The 20,521-nt window shown below is 61.0% G+C and carries 23 protein-coding genes; 7 read left to right on the top strand and 16 right to left on the bottom strand.

Translation table 11 applies throughout. The features are described from left to right. The first annotated feature begins 134 nt into the window (after positions 1-134). From AC3RLQ_RS22640 to AC3RLQ_RS22620, 5 genes are all read left to right on the top strand, one after another. Positions 135-557: a hypothetical protein gene (locus AC3RLQ_RS22640; protein WP_493030938.1), complete on the top strand. Its 423-nt coding sequence runs from the start codon at positions 135-137 to the stop codon at positions 555-557. A 116-nt stretch (positions 558-673) separates the two neighbouring features. After that, the gene (locus tag AC3RLQ_RS22635) at positions 674-2,767 is read left to right on the top strand and encodes a TonB-dependent receptor family protein (RefSeq protein WP_493030937.1); all 2,094 of its coding nucleotides are present in this window, start codon (positions 674-676) and stop codon (positions 2,765-2,767) included. 420 nt (positions 2,768-3,187) lie between these two features. Further along, positions 3,188-3,892, top strand: coding sequence for a hypothetical protein (locus tag AC3RLQ_RS22630; protein ID WP_493030936.1), 705 nt, complete (start codon positions 3,188-3,190; stop codon positions 3,890-3,892). 32 nt (positions 3,893-3,924) lie between these two features. Continuing rightward, the gene (locus tag AC3RLQ_RS22625) at positions 3,925-4,929 is read left to right on the top strand and encodes a sialidase family protein (RefSeq protein ID WP_493030935.1); all 1,005 of its coding nucleotides are present in this window, start codon (positions 3,925-3,927) and stop codon (positions 4,927-4,929) included. A gap of 5 nt (positions 4,930-4,934) precedes the next feature. Next, positions 4,935-5,186: an addiction module protein gene (locus tag AC3RLQ_RS22620; RefSeq protein WP_493030934.1), complete on the top strand. Its 252-nt coding sequence runs from the start codon at positions 4,935-4,937 to the stop codon at positions 5,184-5,186. Positions 5,187-5,240: 54 nt separating this feature from the next. Here AC3RLQ_RS22620 and AC3RLQ_RS22615 read toward each other — a convergent pair whose 3' ends face one another. The 13 genes from AC3RLQ_RS22615 to pyrE form a co-directional block, all read right to left on the bottom strand. Next, on the bottom strand, positions 5,241-5,774 hold the full coding sequence (locus AC3RLQ_RS22615) for a hypothetical protein (protein ID WP_493030933.1): 534 nt from the start codon (positions 5,772-5,774) through the stop codon (positions 5,241-5,243). Between the two features lie 261 nt (positions 5,775-6,035). Next, on the bottom strand, positions 6,036-6,410 hold the full coding sequence (locus AC3RLQ_RS22610; RefSeq protein WP_493030932.1) for a DUF5615 family PIN-like protein: 375 nt from the start codon (positions 6,408-6,410) through the stop codon (positions 6,036-6,038). Next, positions 6,407-6,634 (bottom strand): DUF433 domain-containing protein, encoded by a 228-nt coding sequence (locus AC3RLQ_RS22605; RefSeq protein WP_461524465.1) that lies wholly within the window; start codon positions 6,632-6,634, stop codon positions 6,407-6,409. Before AC3RLQ_RS22605 ends, AC3RLQ_RS22610 begins: the two co-directional genes overlap by 4 nt. 124 nt (positions 6,635-6,758) lie before the next feature. After that, positions 6,759-7,007 carry a Fic family protein gene (locus AC3RLQ_RS22600; RefSeq protein WP_493030931.1) on the bottom strand — a complete coding sequence of 83 codons (249 nt, stop codon included), beginning with the start codon at positions 7,005-7,007 and terminating at the stop codon, positions 6,759-6,761. Between the two features lie 111 nt (positions 7,008-7,118). Next, positions 7,119-7,601: a hypothetical protein gene (locus tag AC3RLQ_RS22595; protein WP_493030930.1), complete on the bottom strand. Its 483-nt coding sequence runs from the start codon at positions 7,599-7,601 to the stop codon at positions 7,119-7,121. Positions 7,602-7,815: 214 nt separating this feature from the next. Continuing rightward, entirely contained in the window at positions 7,816-8,097 is a 282-nt protein-coding gene (locus AC3RLQ_RS22590; RefSeq protein WP_493030929.1) for a hypothetical protein, read from the bottom strand. Positions 8,098-8,135: 38 nt separating this feature from the next. Then, on the bottom strand, positions 8,136-9,746 hold the full coding sequence (locus AC3RLQ_RS22585) for a DUF3987 domain-containing protein (protein ID WP_493030928.1): 1,611 nt from the start codon (positions 9,744-9,746) through the stop codon (positions 8,136-8,138). Positions 9,747-9,766: 20 nt separating this feature from the next. Next, complete coding sequence (locus AC3RLQ_RS22580; RefSeq protein ID WP_493030927.1) at positions 9,767-10,114, bottom strand: hypothetical protein; 348 nt, start codon at positions 10,112-10,114, stop codon at positions 9,767-9,769. Positions 10,115-10,148: 34 nt separating this feature from the next. Then, positions 10,149-10,490, bottom strand: a complete 342-nt coding sequence (locus tag AC3RLQ_RS22575) for a helix-turn-helix domain-containing protein (RefSeq protein ID WP_493030926.1) — start codon at positions 10,488-10,490, stop codon at positions 10,149-10,151. A 418-nt stretch (positions 10,491-10,908) separates the two neighbouring features. Next, positions 10,909-11,136: a hypothetical protein gene (locus AC3RLQ_RS22570; RefSeq protein WP_493030925.1), complete on the bottom strand. Its 228-nt coding sequence runs from the start codon at positions 11,134-11,136 to the stop codon at positions 10,909-10,911. Positions 11,137-11,149: 13 nt separating this feature from the next. Further along, a complete protein-coding gene (locus tag AC3RLQ_RS22565; RefSeq protein WP_493030924.1) occupies positions 11,150-11,446 on the bottom strand; it encodes a DUF1330 domain-containing protein in 297 nt (98 codons plus the stop codon). Between the two features lie 89 nt (positions 11,447-11,535). Then, on the bottom strand, positions 11,536-11,817 hold the full coding sequence (locus AC3RLQ_RS22560) for a hypothetical protein (protein WP_493030923.1): 282 nt from the start codon (positions 11,815-11,817) through the stop codon (positions 11,536-11,538). Between the two features lie 76 nt (positions 11,818-11,893). Beyond that, entirely contained in the window at positions 11,894-12,463 is a 570-nt protein-coding gene (gene pyrE / locus AC3RLQ_RS22555; protein WP_493030922.1) for an orotate phosphoribosyltransferase, read from the bottom strand. Between the two features lie 123 nt (positions 12,464-12,586). Here pyrE and AC3RLQ_RS22550 point away from each other — a divergent pair, with 123 nt between their 5' ends. Next, positions 12,587-14,764, top strand: a complete 2,178-nt coding sequence (locus tag AC3RLQ_RS22550; RefSeq protein ID WP_493030921.1) for a S16 family serine protease — start codon at positions 12,587-12,589, stop codon at positions 14,762-14,764. A 515-nt stretch (positions 14,765-15,279) separates the two neighbouring features. After that, a complete protein-coding gene (locus AC3RLQ_RS22545) occupies positions 15,280-16,422 on the top strand; it encodes a S16 family serine protease (protein WP_493030920.1) in 1,143 nt (380 codons plus the stop codon). A 7-nt stretch (positions 16,423-16,429) separates the two neighbouring features. Here the strand turns inward: AC3RLQ_RS22545 and AC3RLQ_RS22540 are convergent, their stop codons facing one another. The 3 genes from AC3RLQ_RS22540 to AC3RLQ_RS22530 form a co-directional block, all read right to left on the bottom strand. Next, a complete protein-coding gene (locus AC3RLQ_RS22540) occupies positions 16,430-17,314 on the bottom strand; it encodes a hypothetical protein (RefSeq protein ID WP_493030919.1) in 885 nt (294 codons plus the stop codon). 30 nt (positions 17,315-17,344) lie between these two features. Further along, entirely contained in the window at positions 17,345-19,069 is a 1,725-nt protein-coding gene (locus tag AC3RLQ_RS22535) for an LptF/LptG family permease (protein ID WP_493030918.1), read from the bottom strand. Between the two features lie 130 nt (positions 19,070-19,199). Then, on the bottom strand, positions 19,200-20,462 hold the full coding sequence (locus AC3RLQ_RS22530; protein ID WP_493030917.1) for a PQQ-like beta-propeller repeat protein: 1,263 nt from the start codon (positions 20,460-20,462) through the stop codon (positions 19,200-19,202). Positions 20,463-20,521: the final 59 nt, after the last annotated feature.

Raw genomic sequence — 20,521 nt, 5'->3', positions numbered from 1 at the left:
TAAAATGTGGCGAAATGCCGCAGCCATCCGCTCCTCTCTGGGACTGCGGCAATTTGCCGCAGTGGTGGGCGCGCAGGGAAAGTAGGCCCGTGCTTGTCTTGACACGGATACTCCCGCTTCCATAATCGCCCCGCATGTTTCCCGCCGCAACCGCACCTCCACGCCCTTGGCTGCGCCACGCGCAGCGCGGGACGGTGCTGATGCTGTGCCTGGCGCTGGGTCTCCAATGGGCGCTGCTGCAAAGCATCGCGTGGACGGGAATGTTCATCAGCTTCGCGCGTGAAGGATCGGTGATCGAAGCGGTGGAGAAGACCTTTGACGGGCAGCATGCCTGCGAGCTGTGCAAGAAGGTGAAGGAGGGCACGCAGGACTCCAACAACTCCAGCTCCAGCACGCAGGAAGATGATGCCACGAAGGGGCTGCATGCCGTGCTGGTGAGCCCCACGGTGCTGATTCCTCCCGCCGAAGAGATCCTTTCATTCGCACCGCTGTGCGAAGTGCTGATCAGTCGAAACGGGATGCCGGAGCCACCACCGCCAAGACGCGGACTGGTTTGAACTTGTAGAGCGGTTTTCCAAAACCGCGTCTCTCCGCCACACGCCGGACTCAGAAGTCCGGCCCACACCCCTGCGCATGCCGCCATCTCTGCGGCTGCCTGTCTCCCGCTTCATTTATGAAACCCTTTTCTATTCTCTTTTCTCTCTCTCTGACCGGCGCTGCGCTCGCACAGCCCGCCACCCCGACACTCCCCCCGATAACGGAACTCAACGAAGTCATCATCACGGCGAAGAAAGATTCGCCTTCACTCACGGTCCCAAGCCTGGAACTCCGCAAGGAGCAGATCGCCACGTCCACGCCCGGCGGCGCCGGTGTGGTGGACGCGGACTTTTACAAACGCGGCCGTGCCTCCACGCTGAAGGACGCGCTGGACTTCGCGCCCGGCGTGCTGATTCAATCGCGCTTCGGCGCGGAGGAGTCGCGCCTTTCCATCCGTGGCTCCGGCCTGCAGCGCACCTTCCATGGTCGCGGCATCTGGATGATGCAAGACGGCATGCCGCTGAACCTGGCGGACGGCGGCTTTGACATGCAGGCCATCGAGCCGCTGACGGCAAACTACGTCGAAGTCTTCCGCGGTGCGAATGCGCTGCAGTACGGCTCCGCCACACTCGGGGGTGCGATCAACTTCATCTCCAACACGGGCTACACCGCGCCTGCCAGCCAGGCACGGGTGGAGGTGGGCAGCTTCAACACCTACCGCGCGCAGATCTCCTCCGGTTTTGTGAGCGGCAAGACGGATGTGTACGTGAGCATCACCGCCTCCCACACGGACGGATTCCGTGACTGGAGCAAGCAGGAGAGCTTCCGCGCTTTTGCGAACGTCGGCACCAAGATCAGCCCAAACCTGGAAAACCGCTTCTATGTCACCTATGTGGACAGCAACTCGCAGCTCCCCGGCAACCTGACCAAGGCGCAGATGCAGGCCAATCCGCAGCAGGCCGCGCCGGGCTCCTTCCTCCCCACCGTGCCCGGCGGCGCAGGCTATCAGGAGCGCAACTACCGGCTCTTCCGCCTGGCGGACAAGCTGACCTACAGCGACGGAGACAACACCCTGACGCTGTCCACCTTCTGGTCTTGGAAAGATCTGAATCATCCGATCTTCCAGGTCATTGACCAGCTCAGCAACGACCTCGGCTTTGACCTGCGCTACGAGCACAAGGGCAAACTGCTGGGGCTTGAAAACACCCTCACCGTGGGCACGGGCTTCATGTATGGCGGGACGAATGACAACCGCTTCACCAACGTCAATGGCGCGCGCGGAGCCCAGGTGGCCGCCTACCGGCTGCAGGCCACGAACTTCAACTTCTACTTCCAGGACAAGCTGCAGCTCACCGAGAAGCTCTCCGCGTTTGCCGGAGCCCAGGTGGCCTACGCCTCGCGTGAACTGGATGAACTGCAGTACTTTCCCGGAAACACCTTCAACAACAGCGACCGCCTCGAAGCTTGGGGCTTCAGTCCCAAACTCGGCCTGCTCTACGAAGTGGACCCCAAGACACAGATCTATTTCAACGCGAGCCGCAGCTTCGAACCACCCACCCTGGGCGAGGCCACACCCGCCGGCACGGGCCTGCTGCAGTTGAAGCCGCAGACCGCCACCACGCTGGAGATCGGCACACGCGGCCAGCGCGACCGCGTGTCCTGGGACTTCAGCTACTACTACGCCTGGGTGGAGCGCGAGCTTCTCGGCCTCGGCTCCCCCATCCTCGCCCCCACGACCACCGTCAATGCCGGCAAGACCATCCACCAGGGCATCGAGTTTGGCCTGAACGTGGACGTGCTGCGCGGGCTCGCGGTGTCCTCCGACCGCCTGGTGCTGAACCAGAACTTCCTCTGGAACAACTTCAGCTTCAACAAGGACGCCGCGTATGGCAGCCGCCTGCTGCCGGGCTACTCGCCAGTGTATTACCGCGCGCAGCTTCTCTATGAGCACCCGAGCGGCTTCTACGCCGGTCCCACGCTGGAGTGGTCTCCCTTCCGCTATGCCGCCGACCTGGCACGCACCACCTTTGCAGACCCTTACGCCCTGCTGGGCCTGAAGTTCGGCTACCGCACCAAGAAGGGCCTGTCCTTCTATGTGGAGGCGCGCAACCTCACCGACGAAAACTACAGCCCCACCGTCAACGTGGTGACCAATGCCACCACCTCCCCCGCCGTCTTCCTCCCCGGCGACGGCCGCTCCTTCTACGGCGGCATCGAGTGGAAGTGGTGAGGGTCCAACAACTCCGGGCGCAGAGTGGTGACAAGCTGCTCTGCGCCTTCTTTCCTACCGGCTGGCTACCGCAAAGACGAACAATCTCAGCACCTATTCAGGTCTTTGGGAGTCAAGCGGCGACAGCTTCATGGAGTTGATGTTCCACCCCTCACCCGGCCTCTCCCCGAAAAATGCTCAGAGCGACGAAGTCAGGGGCGGGGAGAGGGGATTCGCGTTGGAATGCTTCAAAAACCCACTCGGAGTCGCAACGCGGACCTCCTCTCCCCGCCCCAGGCCTGGCAGCTCAGAAGTCACTTCGGGGAGAGGTTGGGTGAGGGGCGTTCCAAAACCTCCATGAGCTATTGCTGTTTTTCCCACGGACCTGAATAGTCACAAACATCCATTTCCTTCCATTTTTCCTCCTCCTCCCCACACCCCATGAACTCCCGCCTCATCCGCAAACTCCACCGCTGGCTCGGCCTGCTCTTCAGTGTCTCCGTGCTCATCGCCTCCGGCAGCGGCGTCCTGCACAATGTCATGACCCGCACCCAGGCGCCACCTCCGCAGGCGAAGCCCTCGGGCGGCGGCATGGATGTGAGCGCGATCAAGGTCACCGTGGCAGAAGCCGTGGCCAAGCTGCCCGAAGAAAAGCCCGAGGTGCAGGCCGTCAATCTGCGCGGCATCGGCGGCCAGCCCTGGTACCAGATTTACACCACCACCTCCCGCGCACCGCAGTACGTCAGCGCCGTGGATGGCAAGGTGGACCCCGCCATGGATGAAGCCTACGCTGCGGAGATCGCGACGAAATTCCTCGCCGGAGCCGCCGTGAAAAAGACGGACTTCCTCACCGCCTTCAACACCGAGTACATCAACATCTTCCGCATCCTGCCGGTGTACCGCTTTGATGCCGGCGATGCGCTGGACACCCGCGTCTATGTCTCCACCACCACCGGCAGCGTGACGCGCCACACCGACAAGCAGCGCCAGTTTGAAGCCACCGTGTTCACAAACTTCCACAAGCTCGGCTTCATCCCGAACAAGGACACGCGCGACCTCGTGCTCACCGTGGTGAACGTCGGTGTCTTCCTCGTCGCCTGCCTCGGCATCGCGCTTTTCTTTGCCACCCGGCCAAAGAAACGGTGAAACTATGCGGCGTTTGATTACGATAGAGGATCATGCGCCGTTCCTTCCTCACCTCCGCTGCTGTTTTAATCTCCGCCAGCCTGCTGCACGCGCAGGCCCCCACGGCGGAGCTGGTTTCCGTGGAAAAAATCTGGGACAAAGCCCCGCACAACGGCGCCACCGACCTCACGCGCTTCCAGAACCTCTTCTACTGCTGCTTCCGTGAGGCGGACTCCCCCACCAAAGGCGAGGGCGTCATCCACACCCTCATCTCCTCCAATGGCAAGGTCTGGGTGGACAACGTCACCCTCAACGAACCCGGCGTGGATCTGCGCGATCCCAAGCTCATCGTCACGCCGGATGAAAAACGCCTCTACCTGCTCTGCGGCGGCGACTCCGCCACGCTGGGCCGCCAGACACGCTACGCCACCTCCATGGACGGCAAGGTCTGGACCCCGCTGCAGAAGCTCCTGTCCAAAGGCGACTGGCTCTGGCGCGCCACCCTCAATCCGGCGGACAAACGCTTCTACGGCGTCAGCTTCAACATCCATCCCAACACCGGCGGCCCCGCGCCCGAGAAGGAGTGGTCGCTCAAAACCTACGCCAGCACGGACGGCTCCGTGTGGCAGCTCTCCTCCCTCATGAACGTGCCCGGCCAGCCCGGAGAAACCACGCTGCGCTTCCTCAAAGACGGCACCGCCCTCGCCCTCATCGCCCGTCAGGGTGGCGACCGCAAAGGCGTGATCGGCATGGCCAAGGCCCCGTATCGTGAATGGACCTACGCCGCCACCGGCCTGCCCCTCGGCGGCCCGAACTTCATCGAACTGCCCGATGGCAAGCTCATCGCCGGCTCCCGTGGTTTCGGCAAAACCCCCGGCGCCCACATGGTCCTCTTCGCCATGACCCCCACCAGCCTCACCCCCATCCTCGAACTCCCCAGCGGCGGCGACTGCAGCTACCCCGGCCTCTACTGGCACGACGACCTCCTCCACGTGACCTATTACTCCAGCCACGAAGGCAAACCGGCGATCTATTATGCGCGGGTGAAGGTGAAGTGAGTGTGATGAACGAGAGTCATGACGAGACATCGGTCGAAGCCGAATGGGATGCCGAAATCGATGCCCGCGTGAAGGACATCGAAGAGGGCAGGGTGGAGCTTGTTTCCACCGATGAAGTCATTGCGCGTGTTCGCGCCAGGCTGGCGGCTCGTCGCGCACGACACGTGCCGCCCGTATTACTTGCGGGGGCACACCAGCGAATCAAAGGAGATGTTCGGAACAAAGTACTAAATGAGTGCCGAAAGCCTCCTACCTAGGAGGGGAACTTGAAGCCAGCCGCGCGCAGCTAATCTCGATGGCTATATGCAGCTCTAAACCTCCTTTCCCCCCGGCTCCGAAGTCATTGCATCTAACATATTTGCTGCCTGAATTAATGTCTGGTTATCTTTTGCATTGTTCAAGACATTGCCCAAACCATCGATTTTAGTTTGCCTTGCTTTATTACGTAGTTTTTTGAATTCAATGTCGAGCTCTATTCGCTCAGATTTAGCTTCTTGCTCTTGGAGTTTAATTTTGTCCGTAAGCTCTCTTTTTCTGAGTTCAGTGCGCATTCTCTGCTTCTTTTCTTCGATCCAAATCAAGTATCGAGTTATCCCGAGCACTACCACGGGGTGGACAAACGTAAGGGCTAACGCAAAGGCTGCCGGAAGCCAAAAGTAGTAGCACGATTGACTGTAAGTTTGCTCGATATAAGAAAGACGTTCCTCAACTGGCTTTGAGCTAAAAAGAAAAACCGAAAAAGCTCTCCAGTTAAACAGCATGAACAGGATACTGAAGGATCCAATCAAAGGGCTTTCGATCCGTTGCAAAAGTCCAGCTTTGATGCTGCTCAACACTTCTTTCATGCGATCCAGTCTAAGTGTGGCTTGCCCTCTAGCAAGGCTATTCCATACGCGCTGCAACCCGACGATAGCCTTCAGAGAAAAGATGCCGAGCTTTATTTCGACGGGTCCAGTCTAAATGTCTGATCACCAGAAATCTATACTCATTCTTTTAGTCTGCCACTGTCGCGCGGCAGATCCCTTCTCGACAAAACCTAGCCAATTACTCCCAATTCACCGGGAGGGTGAATGCAGTCGAGGCTACATCCTCCCAGCAGAAACAAATCAGGAGGCCGCGGAAATCGGCAGATGGCGAAGGCGTACACGATGCCCTGAGAGCGTCAGCAGCGCGCCGGTGGTGAGCGCTGTCTCTGCGAGTGCGATGGCTGCGCAGACGTGGTCGCGGGCCGCAGGATCAAATTCATTGTCCATGCGCAGAAGAATGACGCTGGGACCGCTCTGCTGCGTGGCGTAGAGGAGCTGGGAAAAATCCAGATCCTGGGTGAGCACCACCTGCTGGTGCTCCCGTGCCCAGTTCATGAGTACTGTATCCGGGGCATTGCCCGGCCCGAGCGTGCTCCAGTGGCAGGCCTCCCAGCCATGGGAGACGAGCAGGGGCACCCAGTCCGGACTCAGATTCATGTCCACCAGCAGCTTCATGCAGCAGCCATGGCAAGCTCTTCATCATCCACGCGCAAGGCAGCGTAGCTCAGGCAGGCGTCAATGTCCGCCGCCTCAAGATAGGGATAGGCTGCGAGGATCTGCTCGGGCGTGCGGTGATTGGCAAGCTGGCGCAGGATGTTCGCAGCCGTGACACGGAGGCCGCGAATACAGGGCTTTCCAGACATGACAGCGGGATCAAGGGTGATGCGGTCCGTGCTCATGGCGGTGATATTACTGAACAGACGGCGAGTTTGCAAAGACTGTGGCAGAATTCGCCGTGCCGAATTCACGTCGATGGATAGAATGAGCGTGCCCCATTGTTGAACTGTAGAAACAGACGCCCCCTCAAGCCCCTCTGCGCCGGTACTTCTGCAGCCGGCTGTTCGGCTTGTCCGGCAGAGTGCGTTCGATCAACCCGGCATCCAGCGCGGGCAGGAGGTCGTTTTGGTGGAACGTGGGCCGGTGGGAAAGGCCCAGCTTTTTCATGCATGTCAGCGCACTGGCGGGCTTGCTGCCCAGGCACTTGAGCAGGGCTTTGACTTGGTCGGTGACTTGATCGCTGACTTGGTCGGTTGCGGCTGCTTCGTGCGCCAAAAAACAAACTGCCTGCGGCATCCTAATGTCATTGGAAACCTGAGCCACAAAGTGGGCCGCTCTTTCTAGTTGGCTGGCAACTAATCTTGACTGCTGGCGGGGTCGCAGCGTCTAAAACGCGGCGCTTCCCTCTGCCGCTGGAGGCGCTGCCTGGTGCTTCTCATGCATTGAGATGCTCTTATATTCTTCTTTGAGCAGCAGAACGTCATCTTCACAAAGCGTGGTGCGGTAAGGCCAGCGTATGAGCAGCCACTGCCAGAAGAGATAGTCTGGGTCGTCCAACGGTATCTGGATGACACCATCCCAAAAGCCGGAGCCTTCGGCATAGCCATGGGCCGGAATGTTGATGGTGCCGCAGGCCAGCACGCTGCTACTCCTGGGCGAATAGTTCGTGGAGTTCATAAACGACGGTTTGTCCGCTTGGGGCGGGAGTGAGCAGCACTCCCGAGTCTTCCAGCAGCCAGCCACGATTTCGATGTCATGGGCCTCTTCAGCATCCCACCAGCGGTCAAAGAAAGCCGTCAGGATGTCCATGTCGGTGAGCAATCCTTCAGGAAGCCCCAGCCGTGACAGAGGAGACCAATTCAAGTTCATGCGAAAAAAGGCCTCCTTGCATTTGTTTTTGATCGCAAGCCGCCATCCTTCTAGATCCCGCTTAGAAGGGACCTCTTCGGTCATAACCACGATGGGAGACTGCAACGCTTTGATATCATGCTCATCGAACTCAGCTCCATTCACATTCAGATGAGCGATGAGTTCTGGCCTGGCTCGGATGACATAGACTCTCCGGCGGTAGAGGTCGTGCGTCTCAGGAAGGTACCGGGGTTCTCGAATCATGCATGATTTTAAGGAACCAAGAAGAACGCCGCAATGAAAATGCCGGGCCTGCTTCCACACCTCCCTTTTCCTTTTTCTTTTCCCTTCTCTCCGCCTCTCCTTTTCGCGCTGCGCGACCCGTCAGTTCTGCTTTTTTCGCCATTATCTTTCGATACTCGAAAAACGGACCCATTACCTTTTGAGCCAACAAGGCCCGCCGCTGCCTTGAAACTTCACCAATTTCACCAATTTCTCCGGGGGGGTATGCCAGCACGCACCGTGTGCTGCGGTGCGTGCTGGGCGGGCTTCACATCACTCCCAGGTGAAGGTGTAAAGGCTGCGCCTGCCCACCTTGGAGTGGATGCGGCACTGGCCTTTCTCGATGAGCCGGGGGAGGATCTCCCCGTAGAGACGGGAGGCGGTCAGGGCGCCCTGGCGGCCTCCATGGGCGGCGTAGCGGCGGGTGAGATCCGTCCGCGTGTAGTCCGCGCTCTTCTGCCCGGGGTGGTCTCCGCTGATCTGCGCCAGCAGCCACTCGGCGGCGTCCTCCATCTCGCAGCGGCGGCTGGAGGCCTCCAGCTCCACGAGGGAGTCGAGGCAGGCGTTTTGGTGCGCCTCCGCCAGCTCCAGCATATCCGGGGTGATGACATAGGGGTCCACGTCGTTGTCCCTGGCCCAGCGGCAGGCCTGGAAGATCACGGCCAGCTTCAGACAGCGGGCCGGGCTTTCATTCAGGCTGGAGAGCAGGCTCTCATCTCCGTTGGTATATCCTGGTATTTTCTCGCAGCGCTCGCGGTTGCGGTGCTGCAGGCCCCGCCAGTACTCCCAGGCCTCCGGCGTGAAGCTCTGCCGGCCGATCACTCCCTTAAGGTGGGTCAGGTCCTGAAACAGACCTGCCAGACGGCTGATCTCCGGGCCATCCAGGGTTTCCGGCCAGTCGATGTAGCGCGCTCTTTCTCGGGTGAGGTAGAAGCCGAAGCGCCGCCGCAGCCCGCTGCCGGCCTCCAGCTGGTTCATCTGCGCCACCCCAAAGGTGGAGCCGATGCATAGGCTCAGCGTGGCCTGCGGGATGCTGCGCTGGGCATCGCCTTCGTGCAGCTTGCGCTCCCGCAGGTAGTTCTGCGACCAGGGTGCGCCATCGTAGAGCTTCAGGTATCGGGCCGACACCTCCCGCCCATGCGCGCTGGTCTCCCAGGTGCGCAGGAGGGTGTTTCCCTCGTCTTCAAACTGCAGCCGGTGGGGCTGCTGCTCAAAGCTGTCAAACAGCGCGGAGTCGCTGGCATTGCCATACAGCAGGTCATCACTCATGAGGATCTGGCGGGCGATCTTTTCCGCCGGGGCGAAGGTGGTTCCCTTGCGCAGCCCGGCGGGGGTGGTGATGAAATTGTAGATCGTCAGCGGCTTGGTGCCGGCAAAGTCCAATGTGACATGCGGCGTGAGGAGTCTGCCACACAGGGCCAGGATGGGCGCGACGATGAGGCCATCCGGCAGCTCTGACACCTGACGTACAAAATCCCGGTAGTCTGCCAGGATGGAATCCTCCGGGATCGGGTGCTCGCGGGTACGCCCCCCCGGAGAAATTGGAGAAATTGGAGAAGTTTCCCCGTCCGCAGGCTCTGACTGCTCCCACTCAGGCGCAGAAGAGGTGGAAGTCTCTCCGCCGCTTGGCGCGGGTGCGGGCTTCGGCTTGTCTGCGGGCGGCTGGGGCTTGTACCAGTCGGGGACGGGAGCGTTCACGGGGCGCAGATAGCTCGTCCAGTCCGACGAGGGTCCGGGGGCGGGGGTTGACGCCTGGGGCGCGGGCGCAGGGCCCGGCTCAGGCGGCTGAGGCTGCCGGGAGAGCCAGCGCTGGTGCTGCAGCTTCATCGACTCCATTTCCGCCAGCTCTTCTTCGGTAGGAATGAAAGGTATGATCAGGGGCATAAAAACAGGTGTGGAAAGGTTCAGCGTTTTTGGCGTGCGGCTTTGAGGCGGCGGGCCTGGCTGCGGGAGGAGGGGCGAGGCGGGCTGTTGCGGATCTCCTCCATCCGCTGGTCCACCTCCTCCGGCGTGAGCATCTCCACCTCCGGGATGAAGCCGGGCGGGGCTTTGGCCGCACGCGCCAGCGCCTCCGCCACCGTCTGCGCCACGGGCGGGCCTGCATAAGGGTCATAGTGATGCCGCCAGACGGGGCGGCGGTGGCTGCCACTGATGCGCCTGATTTCTTCAGGAGACATGCGCAAGAGCTCTTCGCCAGTGATGATAAACTGGCTGAGTGGCGGGCGTGGCTTGTTGTTGGAAGCTGTGTTCATAGTGATAAGGTTTCAATGGAAAGGGGTGAAAGGTTCAGCGGATGGGTGTGGTCGGGGCGGTGTTCCGAAGGCTCTGCAGGGCTCCATAAATCGAACAGCCATCATAGAGCCTGGCAGGTTTCTCGATGCCCTGGGAGCGCTTGGTCTCCACCGTCTGCTCGTGCTGCTGCAGCGCGGCGAGGACCTTGTGAAACTCAAAGCGGCAGAAGCCGCGCACCTTGATCATGGGCACCGTCTTGTGGCGGATCCAGGTGTGCAGGGTGCGGCGGGAGATGCCCAGCCTGCGCGCAAGCTGATCCTGCGTGAGCAGCTCCCCGGGGGCGGCGGTGGCGGAAGACGTCTGTGGAAGAGGAGGAGGGGTGTTGATGGAGTTCATGATGATGATGATGTTTGTTTTCTAACGTTTGGTAGTTTGTAGTATGTCGTGGTAGCATGCGGGCGCGCCGTGGCATGGAAATGCCGGAGAGGCGCGGAGACCGCGTGCGGTGGTGGTCTTGGTGCGTGGTGGGCCGGAAGCCGTCGGCGGCTTCAGCGTCTTGCGCGGGTTGCGATGCCGGAGTTCTTCACTGCCGCTTCGCTGTCATCTCTGCTGCAGGCCGCGTTCTTCACACCGGCCCTTCATCAGGAATGGAAACAGACTTGGGCCCGTTTTTCAAATGTCAACGAAGATTGCTGTGAAAAAATGCATTTCATCGTAGAAAGCGTTTAATCATGGTAGGTACTGCCAGCTCACGCGGCGGGGCCGGTGTGTTTTCCTGCAGGATGAGGATCACGCCGCTGCGGGGCGGCGCCGATCAAACGCGGGGCTTTGCCTTCGTTGGCAGTGGCACTTCCCACACCAGCGCACGTCCCGAGCCCTTGCGCCGCACCAGCCCGATCTCCTCTTCCAGCCTGCGCGTCCACTCCGGACAAGGCCGCTCATAGGGCAGCGCGAGCGCCTCCCGCAGCTCCACCCACGTCGTTCCATGGCGCTTCCGTTTCAGGTGCTGCTGGATGGCGGCTTTGAACTCGGTGTAGTGCATGAGTCAGAAACAGCTAGGTCATGGGCACGCCATCCATCGCATAAAACTGCGCCACCGCAGCGCCTTCGCGCAGAGTCCTGGCGCGTTGATACTCCTCCGAATGGAAGAACTGCTTGGCCGCATCGAAGGTGGGGAATTCGAGGATGACCACGCGCTCGGTCACTTCCGGTCCTTCGAGCGTCATGGACTCACCACCCCGCGCAATGAAGCGGCCACCGTATTGCGCGATGATGCCGGGAGTCTGCTTCATGTACTCCGCGTAGCGGGGCCAGTCGGTGACCTGTACGCGTCCGATGATGTAGGCTGCCATGGATTCAGTGAAGGTTGGGTGTTGATGCGCAAAAACGCGTACAGCGAAGCTAGGCGAAAAGGCGCTGAGCGCGCAAGGCTGAAAAGCCGTCATTCCATCACGTCTCCTGGCATCGACTGCATCACCTCCGGGAGCATCCTCATGCCCGTGTGCCATTTTTTTAAATCCACCTTCTGCGTTGTGCCGTCTTGTTTCATGATGAGGTCGATCTGATTGTCGCCGGCTTTTTCTCCGAGCTCAAACAACTCCTCCGGCCTCATCGGCTTCCCGCGGTAGGTGATGGTATCCTGCCCGGAGCTGGCGTCATGATCCAGGACCACGGCCCGCTTGTGCACGCAGGAGGTGGTGAAGAGAAGCAGGACTGCACACATCGATGTGCACAGTCCATAACTCGTAAACTTAGGGTGCATTGAAAGCGCTGATCGACAGGCAAGAGTGCCTGTCGTACTACACCAGATCCGCACGCGTGAACGCAGCCGCCACCGGGTAGCCTTTGGCCTCGATGGCCTCGCGGCCGCCTTCGGAGCGATCCACGAGGATCAAGGCGAAGGCGACTTTGCCGCCTTCTTCCTCGATGGCTTCGATGGCCTTCAGGGTGGATCCGCCGGTGGTGATGACGTCATCGACGACGACGACGGGCTGGCTGGTGATGAAGTTCCCTTCGATGCGTTTGCCACGGCCATGGCCTTTGGGTTCTTTGCGCACCACGAAGGCCTGCACGGGCGGTGTATCGCCGGCGAGGCTGGAGCTCATGGCCACTGCCAGCGTGATGGGGTCCGCACCCATGGTCAGGCCGCCGAGGGAGCCGATGCTGAGGCCGCGCTTGGCTTCCTCCTCACGCAGCAGCGCATGCAGCACGCGGCCCACGAGCACCGCGCCACGGGAGTCGAGGGTGGTCACGCGGCAGTCCACATAGAGATCGCTCTCCTTGCCGGAGGCGAGGGTGAATTTGCCGGTCTTGATGGACTTGGCTTTGAGAATTTGCAGGAGTTCTTCGCGGTCTTGCTGGAGGGACATGGGGCGATTTAGAATTGAGGACCGTGGATGACAAGGGGCGACTGATCGCAGGAACAGATTTTTCTGCGTGATCCGCCTAATGCAGGTTGACGATTTCCAAGATATTTCCTTAGCTGGGCCTTTATGAAGAAAAAACGGTTCCTTTATTTTCTGCTACCGGCCCTGTCCTTCGTCCTAGGCGGTATTTATGCGGCGGAGCCCGGTTGGTATGCACGGGCATCCAAGTCGGGCCTCTGCCTGCAGGAGGAGCGCTCGCTGCCCGCAGGCCATTATGTCGGAAACGGCATCCTGGTGAAGGTCGATCCTTATTTAGCGACTCCCCGCGCAACCCAGATGGAGGTGACCTTCCCGGCGGGAACCGTGCTGGAGGACGTGACGCTGAACACCACCAACGGCGGGGTCGTGAATCTGAACAACTGCATCTTGCGCAGAGTGGCGTTCAAAATGACCTCACGCGGCAGCTTCAATCTGACGGGCTGCGCGCTGGAGGACTGCTACGTGACCAGTGACAAGGGAGTCTTCCGCCGCAGCAACGGTGTGGCATTCACCACCGAGGATCTTTACGGAGAGATCGGTCCGCCGAAGCTGAACATGACAGAGTGCGTGGTGGCTGGCAGCACGCTGGCCTCGCCTTTTTTATGCGGAATGGCCGCCAAACGCTGCACCTTTGTGTCCTGCGAGCTGGAATCTTATCCTACCGATGGGAGCCAGCGCTCCACGCGCTACGTAGAGTGTCTGTTTGACAGTACCAAATTTACCGGAACGGATGTCTTGCTTACCACCAGCCAATGCCGCTTCACCCAATGTGAATGTCTGGATGTGCTTTCAAGAACCGCCGCGAACTTTGTGGTGGCGCCCGTGGTGCTGAAGCTGGCATGGGAGAAGGGCAATCCGGATCTGCCGGACAAGACCGCCAACGGCAAGGTGAGTTTTGAAAAGATCGCCGCGTCATTCCCGGCCGGCTCCAGCCAGGCTCACGAATGGGATGGCAGCCACCTCAAGGTCGCGTCTTTACCAGACGCAGGCGCCACGCCCCAGCAGCTGCAGCAGGTCTGGAAGCTCATCGACATGAGCAGCGCCGTCGCGAACGCCAACAACAATGCTCCGGCAGCCCCCCAAGGTGTGGCACCGGCTGGCAATAACGCAGTGATCACCGGCACCCCTTCCGCCGCCGGAGTGTCCTTCAAGTCACGCATCAATCAGGTGAACGGCCTGCTGATCTCCCAGCTCTCCTCCGGCGGCGAGGCCGGGTTGGTCACGCGCATGAACCTCACCGCGCTGCCCTCGCTGGGGGAGTCGCCTTCCACGCTCAAGTTCAATCAAGACGTGGGAGAAAGCATGGGCAAGGCGCTCAATGAGGTCAGCAAATTCTCCCAGCTGCGCCACGGCGGCTGGCCGGTGGGCCACTCGCTGGAGATCGGCTTTGAAGACAAGTACATCGGCAAGGACGGCCCCTCCGCCGCAGTGGCCTGCGCCCTGCTGCTGGAAGCCGCGATCACCGGCAAGAAATGGGACCCCGCCTTTGCGGTGACCGGCGACATGAACGCAGACGGCAGCGTGCAGCCCATCGGCGGAGTGCAGGCCAAGATTCGCGGCGCGACCAAGGGCTCCTGCAAGCTCATGGGTGTGCCGGTGAAGAACGAAAAGTCCGTGATGGATCTTCTGGTGCTGGAAGGTCCGGCGCCGCTGGTGGGCATCACCGTCTTTGGCATCACGAGCTTCGACGATGCCCTGCTGCTGGCCGGCACCGAACGGCCGCCGGCGCTGCAAAGTGCCCTCACGGACTTTGACAACATGCGCACGGTGATGATGAAGGATCCGCGCCAGATCGTGCCGCTGCTGCGCACTCCGCATGCGGCACAGCGCCTGCAGGCCCTGCTGGCCGCCGCGCCGAACTGCTACTCCGCCAAGTACCTGCTGCTCTACCTCCAGGGCCGCGGACCCCGCACACTTTCCATCGGTGGCTCCATCGAGGCGGCGCAGAACAGCGCGCAGTCCGTCGTGTCTGCCATTGATCACGACGTGGATGCCAATGTCTCCAGCCTCAAGGGGGACGAACTGGGCAACAGCCTCTACAAGCTGCGGCAGGTGCGGCCGCTCCTGGATGCGCGCGTGTGGCCGTATGTGGACGGCCTGGTGGCCTACGGAGAGGTGATCCGTGGCGCACTGCTCAATCCGGTGCGCTCTGGAGCACGCTACACAGATCTGGTCAGCAAGGCCAAGAAAGCGGCGGGCACCGTCAAGGCCGCCTACGACAAGCTGATCAACGACTCCCAGGTGCGCGAGGAGCTGGGGCTGTAGGCCGGCTCCGCTTCAGCGCGGCGGCCTATGCCGTGTGGTTGAAAAAAGCCCACGCTGCGTTTGAAGCCATCGCATGGAGAAGTTCTTCGCGGTCTTGCTGGAAGGACATGGAGCGATGTAGAATGGGATACGCCAAAAATCTGCGGAAACCATGCTGGCGGCGGCATCGAAAAAGCGGTCATTTGTTTGAGATTGACGATCTTCTCTGAAGTGCTTAATGCCTGTTCTGAATGAAATCGGGATTTGTTCTTTTGGCTCTAGTTTTTTTATGGATGCTTGCTTGGAAAGAGGGCCTTATACCCGAGTCTTGGCAGGTGTGGAAAACGGGTACGACCCCTGCTGAAGAAGCGCCCATTGCCGTCAAAGTCGAAGTGCCTGTTCCGGCTGTCAGCCCTTTGCCTGCAGCCGTAGCTCCTGCTCCTGCTCCTGCTCCTGCTCCTGCTCCTGCTCCTGCTCCTGCTCCTGCTCCTGCTCCTGCTCCTGCTCCTGCTCCTGCTCCAACGCCTTCTCAACCCTTGGTTGAGAAAGAGGTTTCCACCTTCAAATCCCGCCTGAACCAGGTGAACGGCCTGCTGATCTCCCAGCTCTCCTCCGGCGGCGAGGCCGGGTTGGTCACGCGCATGAACCTCACCGCGCTGCCCTCGCTGGGGGAGTCGCCTTCCATGCTCAAGTTCAATCAGGATGTCGGAGACAGCATGAGCAAGGCGCTCAATGAGGTGCGCAAGTTTTCCCAGCTGCGCCACGGCGGCTGGCCGGTGGGCCACTCGCTGGAGATCGGCTTTGAAGACAAGTACATCGGCAAGGACGGCCCCTCCGCCGCCGTGGCCTGCGCCCTGCTGCTGGAGGCCGCGCTCACCGGCAAGAAAATGGACCCCGCCTTTGCGGTCACGGGAGACATGAATGCGGATGGCAGCGTGCAGCCAATCGGCGGTGTGCAGGCCAAGATCCGCGGAGCCACCAAGGGCTCCTGCAAGATCGTGGGAGTGCCGGTGAAAAACGAGGTCGCGGTGTCGGACATCCTGGTGCAGCAGGGTCCCGGCCCGCTGGTGGGCATCACCGTCTTTGGCATCAGGACTTTTGACGACGCCCTGCTGCTGGCCGACTCCGAAAAGCCGCCGGCGCTGCGGAATGCGCTCACCGACTTTGACAACATGCGCACGGTGATGATGCGTGACCCGCGCCAGATCGTGCCGCTGCTGCGCACTCCGCATGCGGCACAGCGCCTGCAGGCCCTCTTGACCGCCGCGCCGAACTGCTACTCCGCCAAGTACCTGCTGCTCTACCTCCAAGGCCGCGGACCCCGCACACTTTCCATCGGTGGCTCCATCGAGGCGGCGCAGAACAGCGCGCAGTCCGTCGTGTCTGCCATTGATCACGACGTGGATGCCAATGTCTCCAGCCTCAAAGGGGACGAACTGGGCAACAGCCTCTACAAGCTGCGGCAGGTGCGGCCGCTCCTGGATGCGCGCGTGTGGCCGTATGTGGACGGCCTGGTGGCCTACGGAGAGGTGATACGCGGCGCACTGCTCAATCCGGTGCGCTCTGGAGCACGCTACACAGATCTGGTCAGCAAGGCCAACAAGGCGGCGGGCACCGTCAAGGCCGCCTATGACAAGCTGATCAACGACTCCCAGGTGCGCGAGGAGCTGGGGCTGTAGGCCCCGCTCATTCCTCCTCCGCTTCGCCTTCGGGCTCAGCAGCGGACTCTGAATCTGCCTCGGATTCTCCATCCGGCTCAGGCTCGGACTCCATCTCGATTTCAATCTCAATCTCCGATTCCACCACGACGTCAGCCTCAGCCTCAGCCTCAGCCTCAGCCTCAGCCTCGGACTCGGACTCGGACTCGGACTCGGACTCGGCTTCCGCCTCGGTTTCTGCGTCAGCTGGTTCGGCTTCGGGCGCTGTCTCGGCCTTGGGTTCGGTATCAGCACCTTCTGCGGATGCAGCAGTTCCATCGGACTCTTGGGGTGCCTCGGCATCCGGCTTGGGAACCACACCATCCACGGTGAGCGTCACGCCCACGGCTTTCGCTGCGTCGGCGGCAGGGCCACCGAAGGCCAGGAGGGTGGCCACTTCGTCCTGCATGTCGGCCATTTCGTCGAGGCGCAGTTCGGGATCGCGCACGATGAAGATTTCACCGGTCTTTTTGTTTTCGTAGAAGAGCATCTTGGCACCATCCACTTCCTTCTCGGCGGTCTGGTGGAGCTGGCGTTTCCGCTCCAGCATGAGGGCGAGGATGTAGCGCGCGTTTTCGGTGCGGGGATCTCCTTCTTCGATGAAGCGCTGCAGCAGGGCCTGCGCGCCTTCCTTGGGGGTGATCTCGGGCTTCGCCTCGGCGAGGACTCTGGAATAGATCGTCTTCCAGGCGGCCACGGGCTTGCGCTGCTCCAGCTCCTGTGCCCACGCCTCGGCGCAGACGTCACGCCTCACGTAGCCGTTTTCCTCCGGATCGAAGTAGATGGTCGTGTGGAAGCTCTCGCCGTCCTCAAACTGACGGCCGGTGACGGCGCAGGTGTGTGCGCGGCTGCGAATGGACCAATTTTGCTGCATCAGCGATTTTTAAGTTTCTGGTTCAAAATATCAAGCGGCAGGGGCGTTGGGCAACGCCGTACCACCACTGCGATTGCGCGGGCGGGCGATCTGGGGCTTGAGCTTGGAGAGACGCAGTTTAAAAGTTGGCAGGTCGCGGTTCTGCGAGCGGTAATGGAACAGGACGAGGCCAAGGGTGCCAAACATCAGGTGTGGAATCCACACGGTGAGCCAGGGCGGCAGGTGCCCGCCTTTGCCCAGATTGAGGCAGAGATTGTTCATGAACATGTAGATGAAGAAGATGAACACGCTGCCCGCGATGCCACCCACCGAGCCCCGGCGTGAGTAGGCCACACCCAGCGGCGCGGCCACGAGCACCAAGGCCATGGCCTGCCAGGGCATGGCGAAACGCTGCCAGAAGTGCGTGCGAAAGGGCGCGAGCTTGTCATCCGCCGCTTTCGAATGCGCGCTCAGGTAGGAGACAAGCTCCGGCACGCTCATGAAATCAGGCCGCAGCGCATAGCTCACGAGGCTCCAGGGCGTCTCCTCGATTTCCGGCACTTCCAGGACGCTTTGACCGTCCGAGCCTACAGGAAAGGGCTTGATGGCTGCGAGGCTGCCGTTTTGGTAGATCAGCTCCTTGCCGTCATAAAAGCGCCAGCCGGCGCGTGGCGACCAGCCCACCGTGGGCGCGATGATCGTGCGCGCAGGCCGCCCCAGATTGTCTTCCTCACGGATTTGCACCCCGTGCATGCGCTCGTGCCCGCTGCGCAGGGAAAAGGGGAAGGTGGCCACATACCAGGTGCGGTGGCTCTGCTCATTATGAAACATGATGCCGAACGCCATGATGGAATCCGCCGCATGCACCTTCATGCCGCTAAAAACGGCCTCACGATTGCCCTCGGCACGCGGCGCCCAGTAGTAGCTGGCCGCCATGTTGAGCAGGCAGGCGTAAACACTGGTGACAAAGATCGGGCGCAGCACCCGCAGCAGGCTCTGGCCGGTGCCCAGCATGGAGATGAGCTCGTTGGCCTTCGACATGCGGGTGAGGGAATAGAGCACCGCCAGCAGCAGCGCCACCGGCAGGATCTGCGTGTACACCGAAGGGAGCATCCCCAGATAAAAGGTGATCACCCGTACCACGCCGATTTTGGATTCCTGAAATTCCTTCAGATTGTCCAGCAGATCCATGATGATCCACAGGGTGAAGAAGGACACAAAGCAGAACACCAGCGGATGCAGGAAGGTGCGCAGCGTGTAGCGCTCCAGAATGCCGATGCGCCGGTAGTAGTGCAGGGCAAAGGGAACCGACAGAAACACCAGCGCGATGAACATCAGCTTGAAGGCAAAGGCCACCGGCTCCGGCGGTTCGCCCATTTCCGTCATGTGGGAATGCGCGATGTAATCGACCAGATCACTCGCGATGGCCCACACGGCCATGGAGACGGAGGCGATGCTGACCGGCAGCATCAGGCGGCGCAGATCGCCCCAGCGCCGCCAGATCACGATCAACAGCACCGGGATGCCCAGCCGGACCCACAGATTGAGGTAGGGCAGCACTTTGGAGAGCACCAGAATGCCCTGCGGCACATCCATCTGCGCCACCTGCGCCTGCTGCAATGCAGCATCCACTGCGTCATCCGGATGCGTGCGGTGCCAGCCCATCAGCATGGAGATGATCAGCAGGGTGATGGCCACGGCAAACGACCCCCGCCCCAAATAGGGGAGTTCACGCGCCTTTTGCCAGGCTTGGATCACACGTTGCTGCCACTTCATGCCGTCAAGAGAGCCCTGAGAGTCGGTTAGAGCCGCCGATGCGTCAAGGCTGCACGGCCACCGGACAAAAAGAAGCCCGGAGTTTTGAGCTCCGGGCTTCGAATCTGAGTAGTGGATAGATGCGGTGGGCTCAGTTCACATCCAGGCACACGCCTTCGGTCGTGCTGCGGGCGAAGATTTTGCCATTGGCGAGGATCGGGTAGCTCCAGACCTTGCCATCGAGCACGTCCTTGCGGGCCACTTCCTTGTACTTGTCCGGGCTGGCTTCGACGACGACGATTTCGCCCTTGTCGCTGGTGGCGATGATCTTGTCTCCTGCGAGGATGACCTGGCCGGGGCCGAAGCCTTTTTCCGCCCATTTGTCTTCACCCGTGCGGATGTCCACGCAGGCCAGGGGGCCGGCGCCGTATTCCTTGAAGCTGAACATGCCGTAGAGGTAGCCGTCTTTCACGACCGGAGTGCTCCAGTGGTTGAAGCACTGGTTTTCACGCCGCCAGATCTGGGTCGCTTCCAGCTTGCCGCCGCTCTTGCTGATCTTGAACGCACCGGCACCCACGCCATAACCGGCGGAGCAGTACACGATGTCCTGATACACCACCGGGGAGGCGGCGGTGCTCACTTTGTAAGGGAAGGGGGCGCGCCAGATCACGCTGCCTTTTTGAGGATCCACGGCGACGAGACCGGTCTGCGTGAAGAAGATGGCCTGGTGCACGCCCTGAATGTCTGCGAGCACGGGAGTGGCGTGGGTCATCTTGTCGTCTTCACCCTTCCACACGACTTTGCCGGTGTTCTTGTTCAGGCCGATGAGCGCCTGGCCTGCACCACCGCCGGCGAGGAGGAGCACATCACCATCGATCACGGGAGAAGCGGCGTTTTCCCATTTGATCTGCACGCCGGCGTTGTCCTTCATCACGTCGTGCTTCCAGATTTCCTTGCCCGTGGCAGCGTCGAAGCAGAAGACACCCAGCATGGAGTCGATGGCGTATACTTTGCCGGCATTGACCACCGGAGTGGAGCGGGAACCGTCGCCGCCTTTGTTGTCAGGCGTGCCGGAGTCACCGCCGCCGTCGTATTTGGGGACGACGCTGAGAGGCTTGCTCCACAGCTGCTTGCCGGTCTTTTCATCGAGGCAGGCCAGCATTTCACCGCTGTTGCCGTCGCTCTCGCCCGTGACGAGCGTGTAGACCTTGCCACCGGACTCAGCAAAGGAGCTGAAGCCGAGATTGGTGGGGGATTTCCAGACCTGCTTGAGGCTCCATTTGGCGTTGGCCAAAGCGGGGACGATGCCATTGCCGGATGGACCCCGGAAGGCGCCCCAGTCGGAGGAATCAGCGGAGAAGGCGGTCGTGGCCAGTGCCAGACCGAGTACGGTGGTGAGATGAGTGCGTGTCATGGGAAAGAAATGGAACGAGTGACGCCGTGGGGCTCTTTCGATACAACGCAGCCCGCACA

It is taken from the genome of Prosthecobacter sp. GW821-HT29F12, from assembly GCF_058803405.1.
This window is presented reverse-complemented; position numbering and strand designations above follow the sequence as displayed.

Excerpts from the sequence above, each read along its gene's own strand:
- AC3RLQ_RS22640 (WP_493030938.1), top strand. The coding sequence starts at position 135 with ATGTTTCCCGCCGCAACCGCACCTCCACGCCCTTGGCTGCGCCACGCG.
- AC3RLQ_RS22635 (WP_493030937.1), top strand. The coding sequence starts at position 674 with ATGAAACCCTTTTCTATTCTCTTTTCTCTCTCTCTGACCGGCGCTGCG.
- AC3RLQ_RS22630 (WP_493030936.1), top strand. The coding sequence starts at position 3,188 with ATGAACTCCCGCCTCATCCGCAAACTCCACCGCTGGCTCGGCCTGCTC.
- AC3RLQ_RS22625 (WP_493030935.1), top strand. The coding sequence starts at position 3,925 with ATGCGCCGTTCCTTCCTCACCTCCGCTGCTGTTTTAATCTCCGCCAGC.
- AC3RLQ_RS22620 (WP_493030934.1), top strand. The coding sequence starts at position 4,935 with ATGAACGAGAGTCATGACGAGACATCGGTCGAAGCCGAATGGGATGCC.
- AC3RLQ_RS22615 (WP_493030933.1), bottom strand. The coding sequence starts at position 5,774 with ATGAAAGAAGTGTTGAGCAGCATCAAAGCTGGACTTTTGCAACGGATC.
- AC3RLQ_RS22610 (WP_493030932.1), bottom strand. The coding sequence starts at position 6,410 with ATGAAGCTGCTGGTGGACATGAATCTGAGTCCGGACTGGGTGCCCCTG.
- AC3RLQ_RS22605 (WP_461524465.1), bottom strand. The coding sequence starts at position 6,634 with ATGAGCACGGACCGCATCACCCTTGATCCCGCTGTCATGTCTGGAAAG.
- AC3RLQ_RS22595 (WP_493030930.1), bottom strand. The coding sequence starts at position 7,601 with ATGAACTTGAATTGGTCTCCTCTGTCACGGCTGGGGCTTCCTGAAGGA.
- AC3RLQ_RS22585 (WP_493030928.1), bottom strand. The coding sequence starts at position 9,746 with ATGCCCCTGATCATACCTTTCATTCCTACCGAAGAAGAGCTGGCGGAA.
- AC3RLQ_RS22580 (WP_493030927.1), bottom strand. The coding sequence starts at position 10,114 with ATGAACACAGCTTCCAACAACAAGCCACGCCCGCCACTCAGCCAGTTT.
- AC3RLQ_RS22575 (WP_493030926.1), bottom strand. The coding sequence starts at position 10,490 with ATGAACTCCATCAACACCCCTCCTCCTCTTCCACAGACGTCTTCCGCC.
- AC3RLQ_RS22570 (WP_493030925.1), bottom strand. The coding sequence starts at position 11,136 with ATGCACTACACCGAGTTCAAAGCCGCCATCCAGCAGCACCTGAAACGG.
- AC3RLQ_RS22565 (WP_493030924.1), bottom strand. The coding sequence starts at position 11,446 with ATGGCAGCCTACATCATCGGACGCGTACAGGTCACCGACTGGCCCCGC.
- AC3RLQ_RS22560 (WP_493030923.1), bottom strand. The coding sequence starts at position 11,817 with ATGTGTGCAGTCCTGCTTCTCTTCACCACCTCCTGCGTGCACAAGCGG.
- pyrE (WP_493030922.1), bottom strand. The coding sequence starts at position 12,463 with ATGTCCCTCCAGCAAGACCGCGAAGAACTCCTGCAAATTCTCAAAGCC.
- AC3RLQ_RS22550 (WP_493030921.1), top strand. The coding sequence starts at position 12,587 with ATGAAGAAAAAACGGTTCCTTTATTTTCTGCTACCGGCCCTGTCCTTC.
- AC3RLQ_RS22540 (WP_493030919.1), bottom strand. The coding sequence starts at position 17,314 with ATGCAGCAAAATTGGTCCATTCGCAGCCGCGCACACACCTGCGCCGTC.
- AC3RLQ_RS22535 (WP_493030918.1), bottom strand. The coding sequence starts at position 19,069 with ATGAAGTGGCAGCAACGTGTGATCCAAGCCTGGCAAAAGGCGCGTGAA.
- AC3RLQ_RS22530 (WP_493030917.1), bottom strand. The coding sequence starts at position 20,462 with ATGACACGCACTCATCTCACCACCGTACTCGGTCTGGCACTGGCCACG.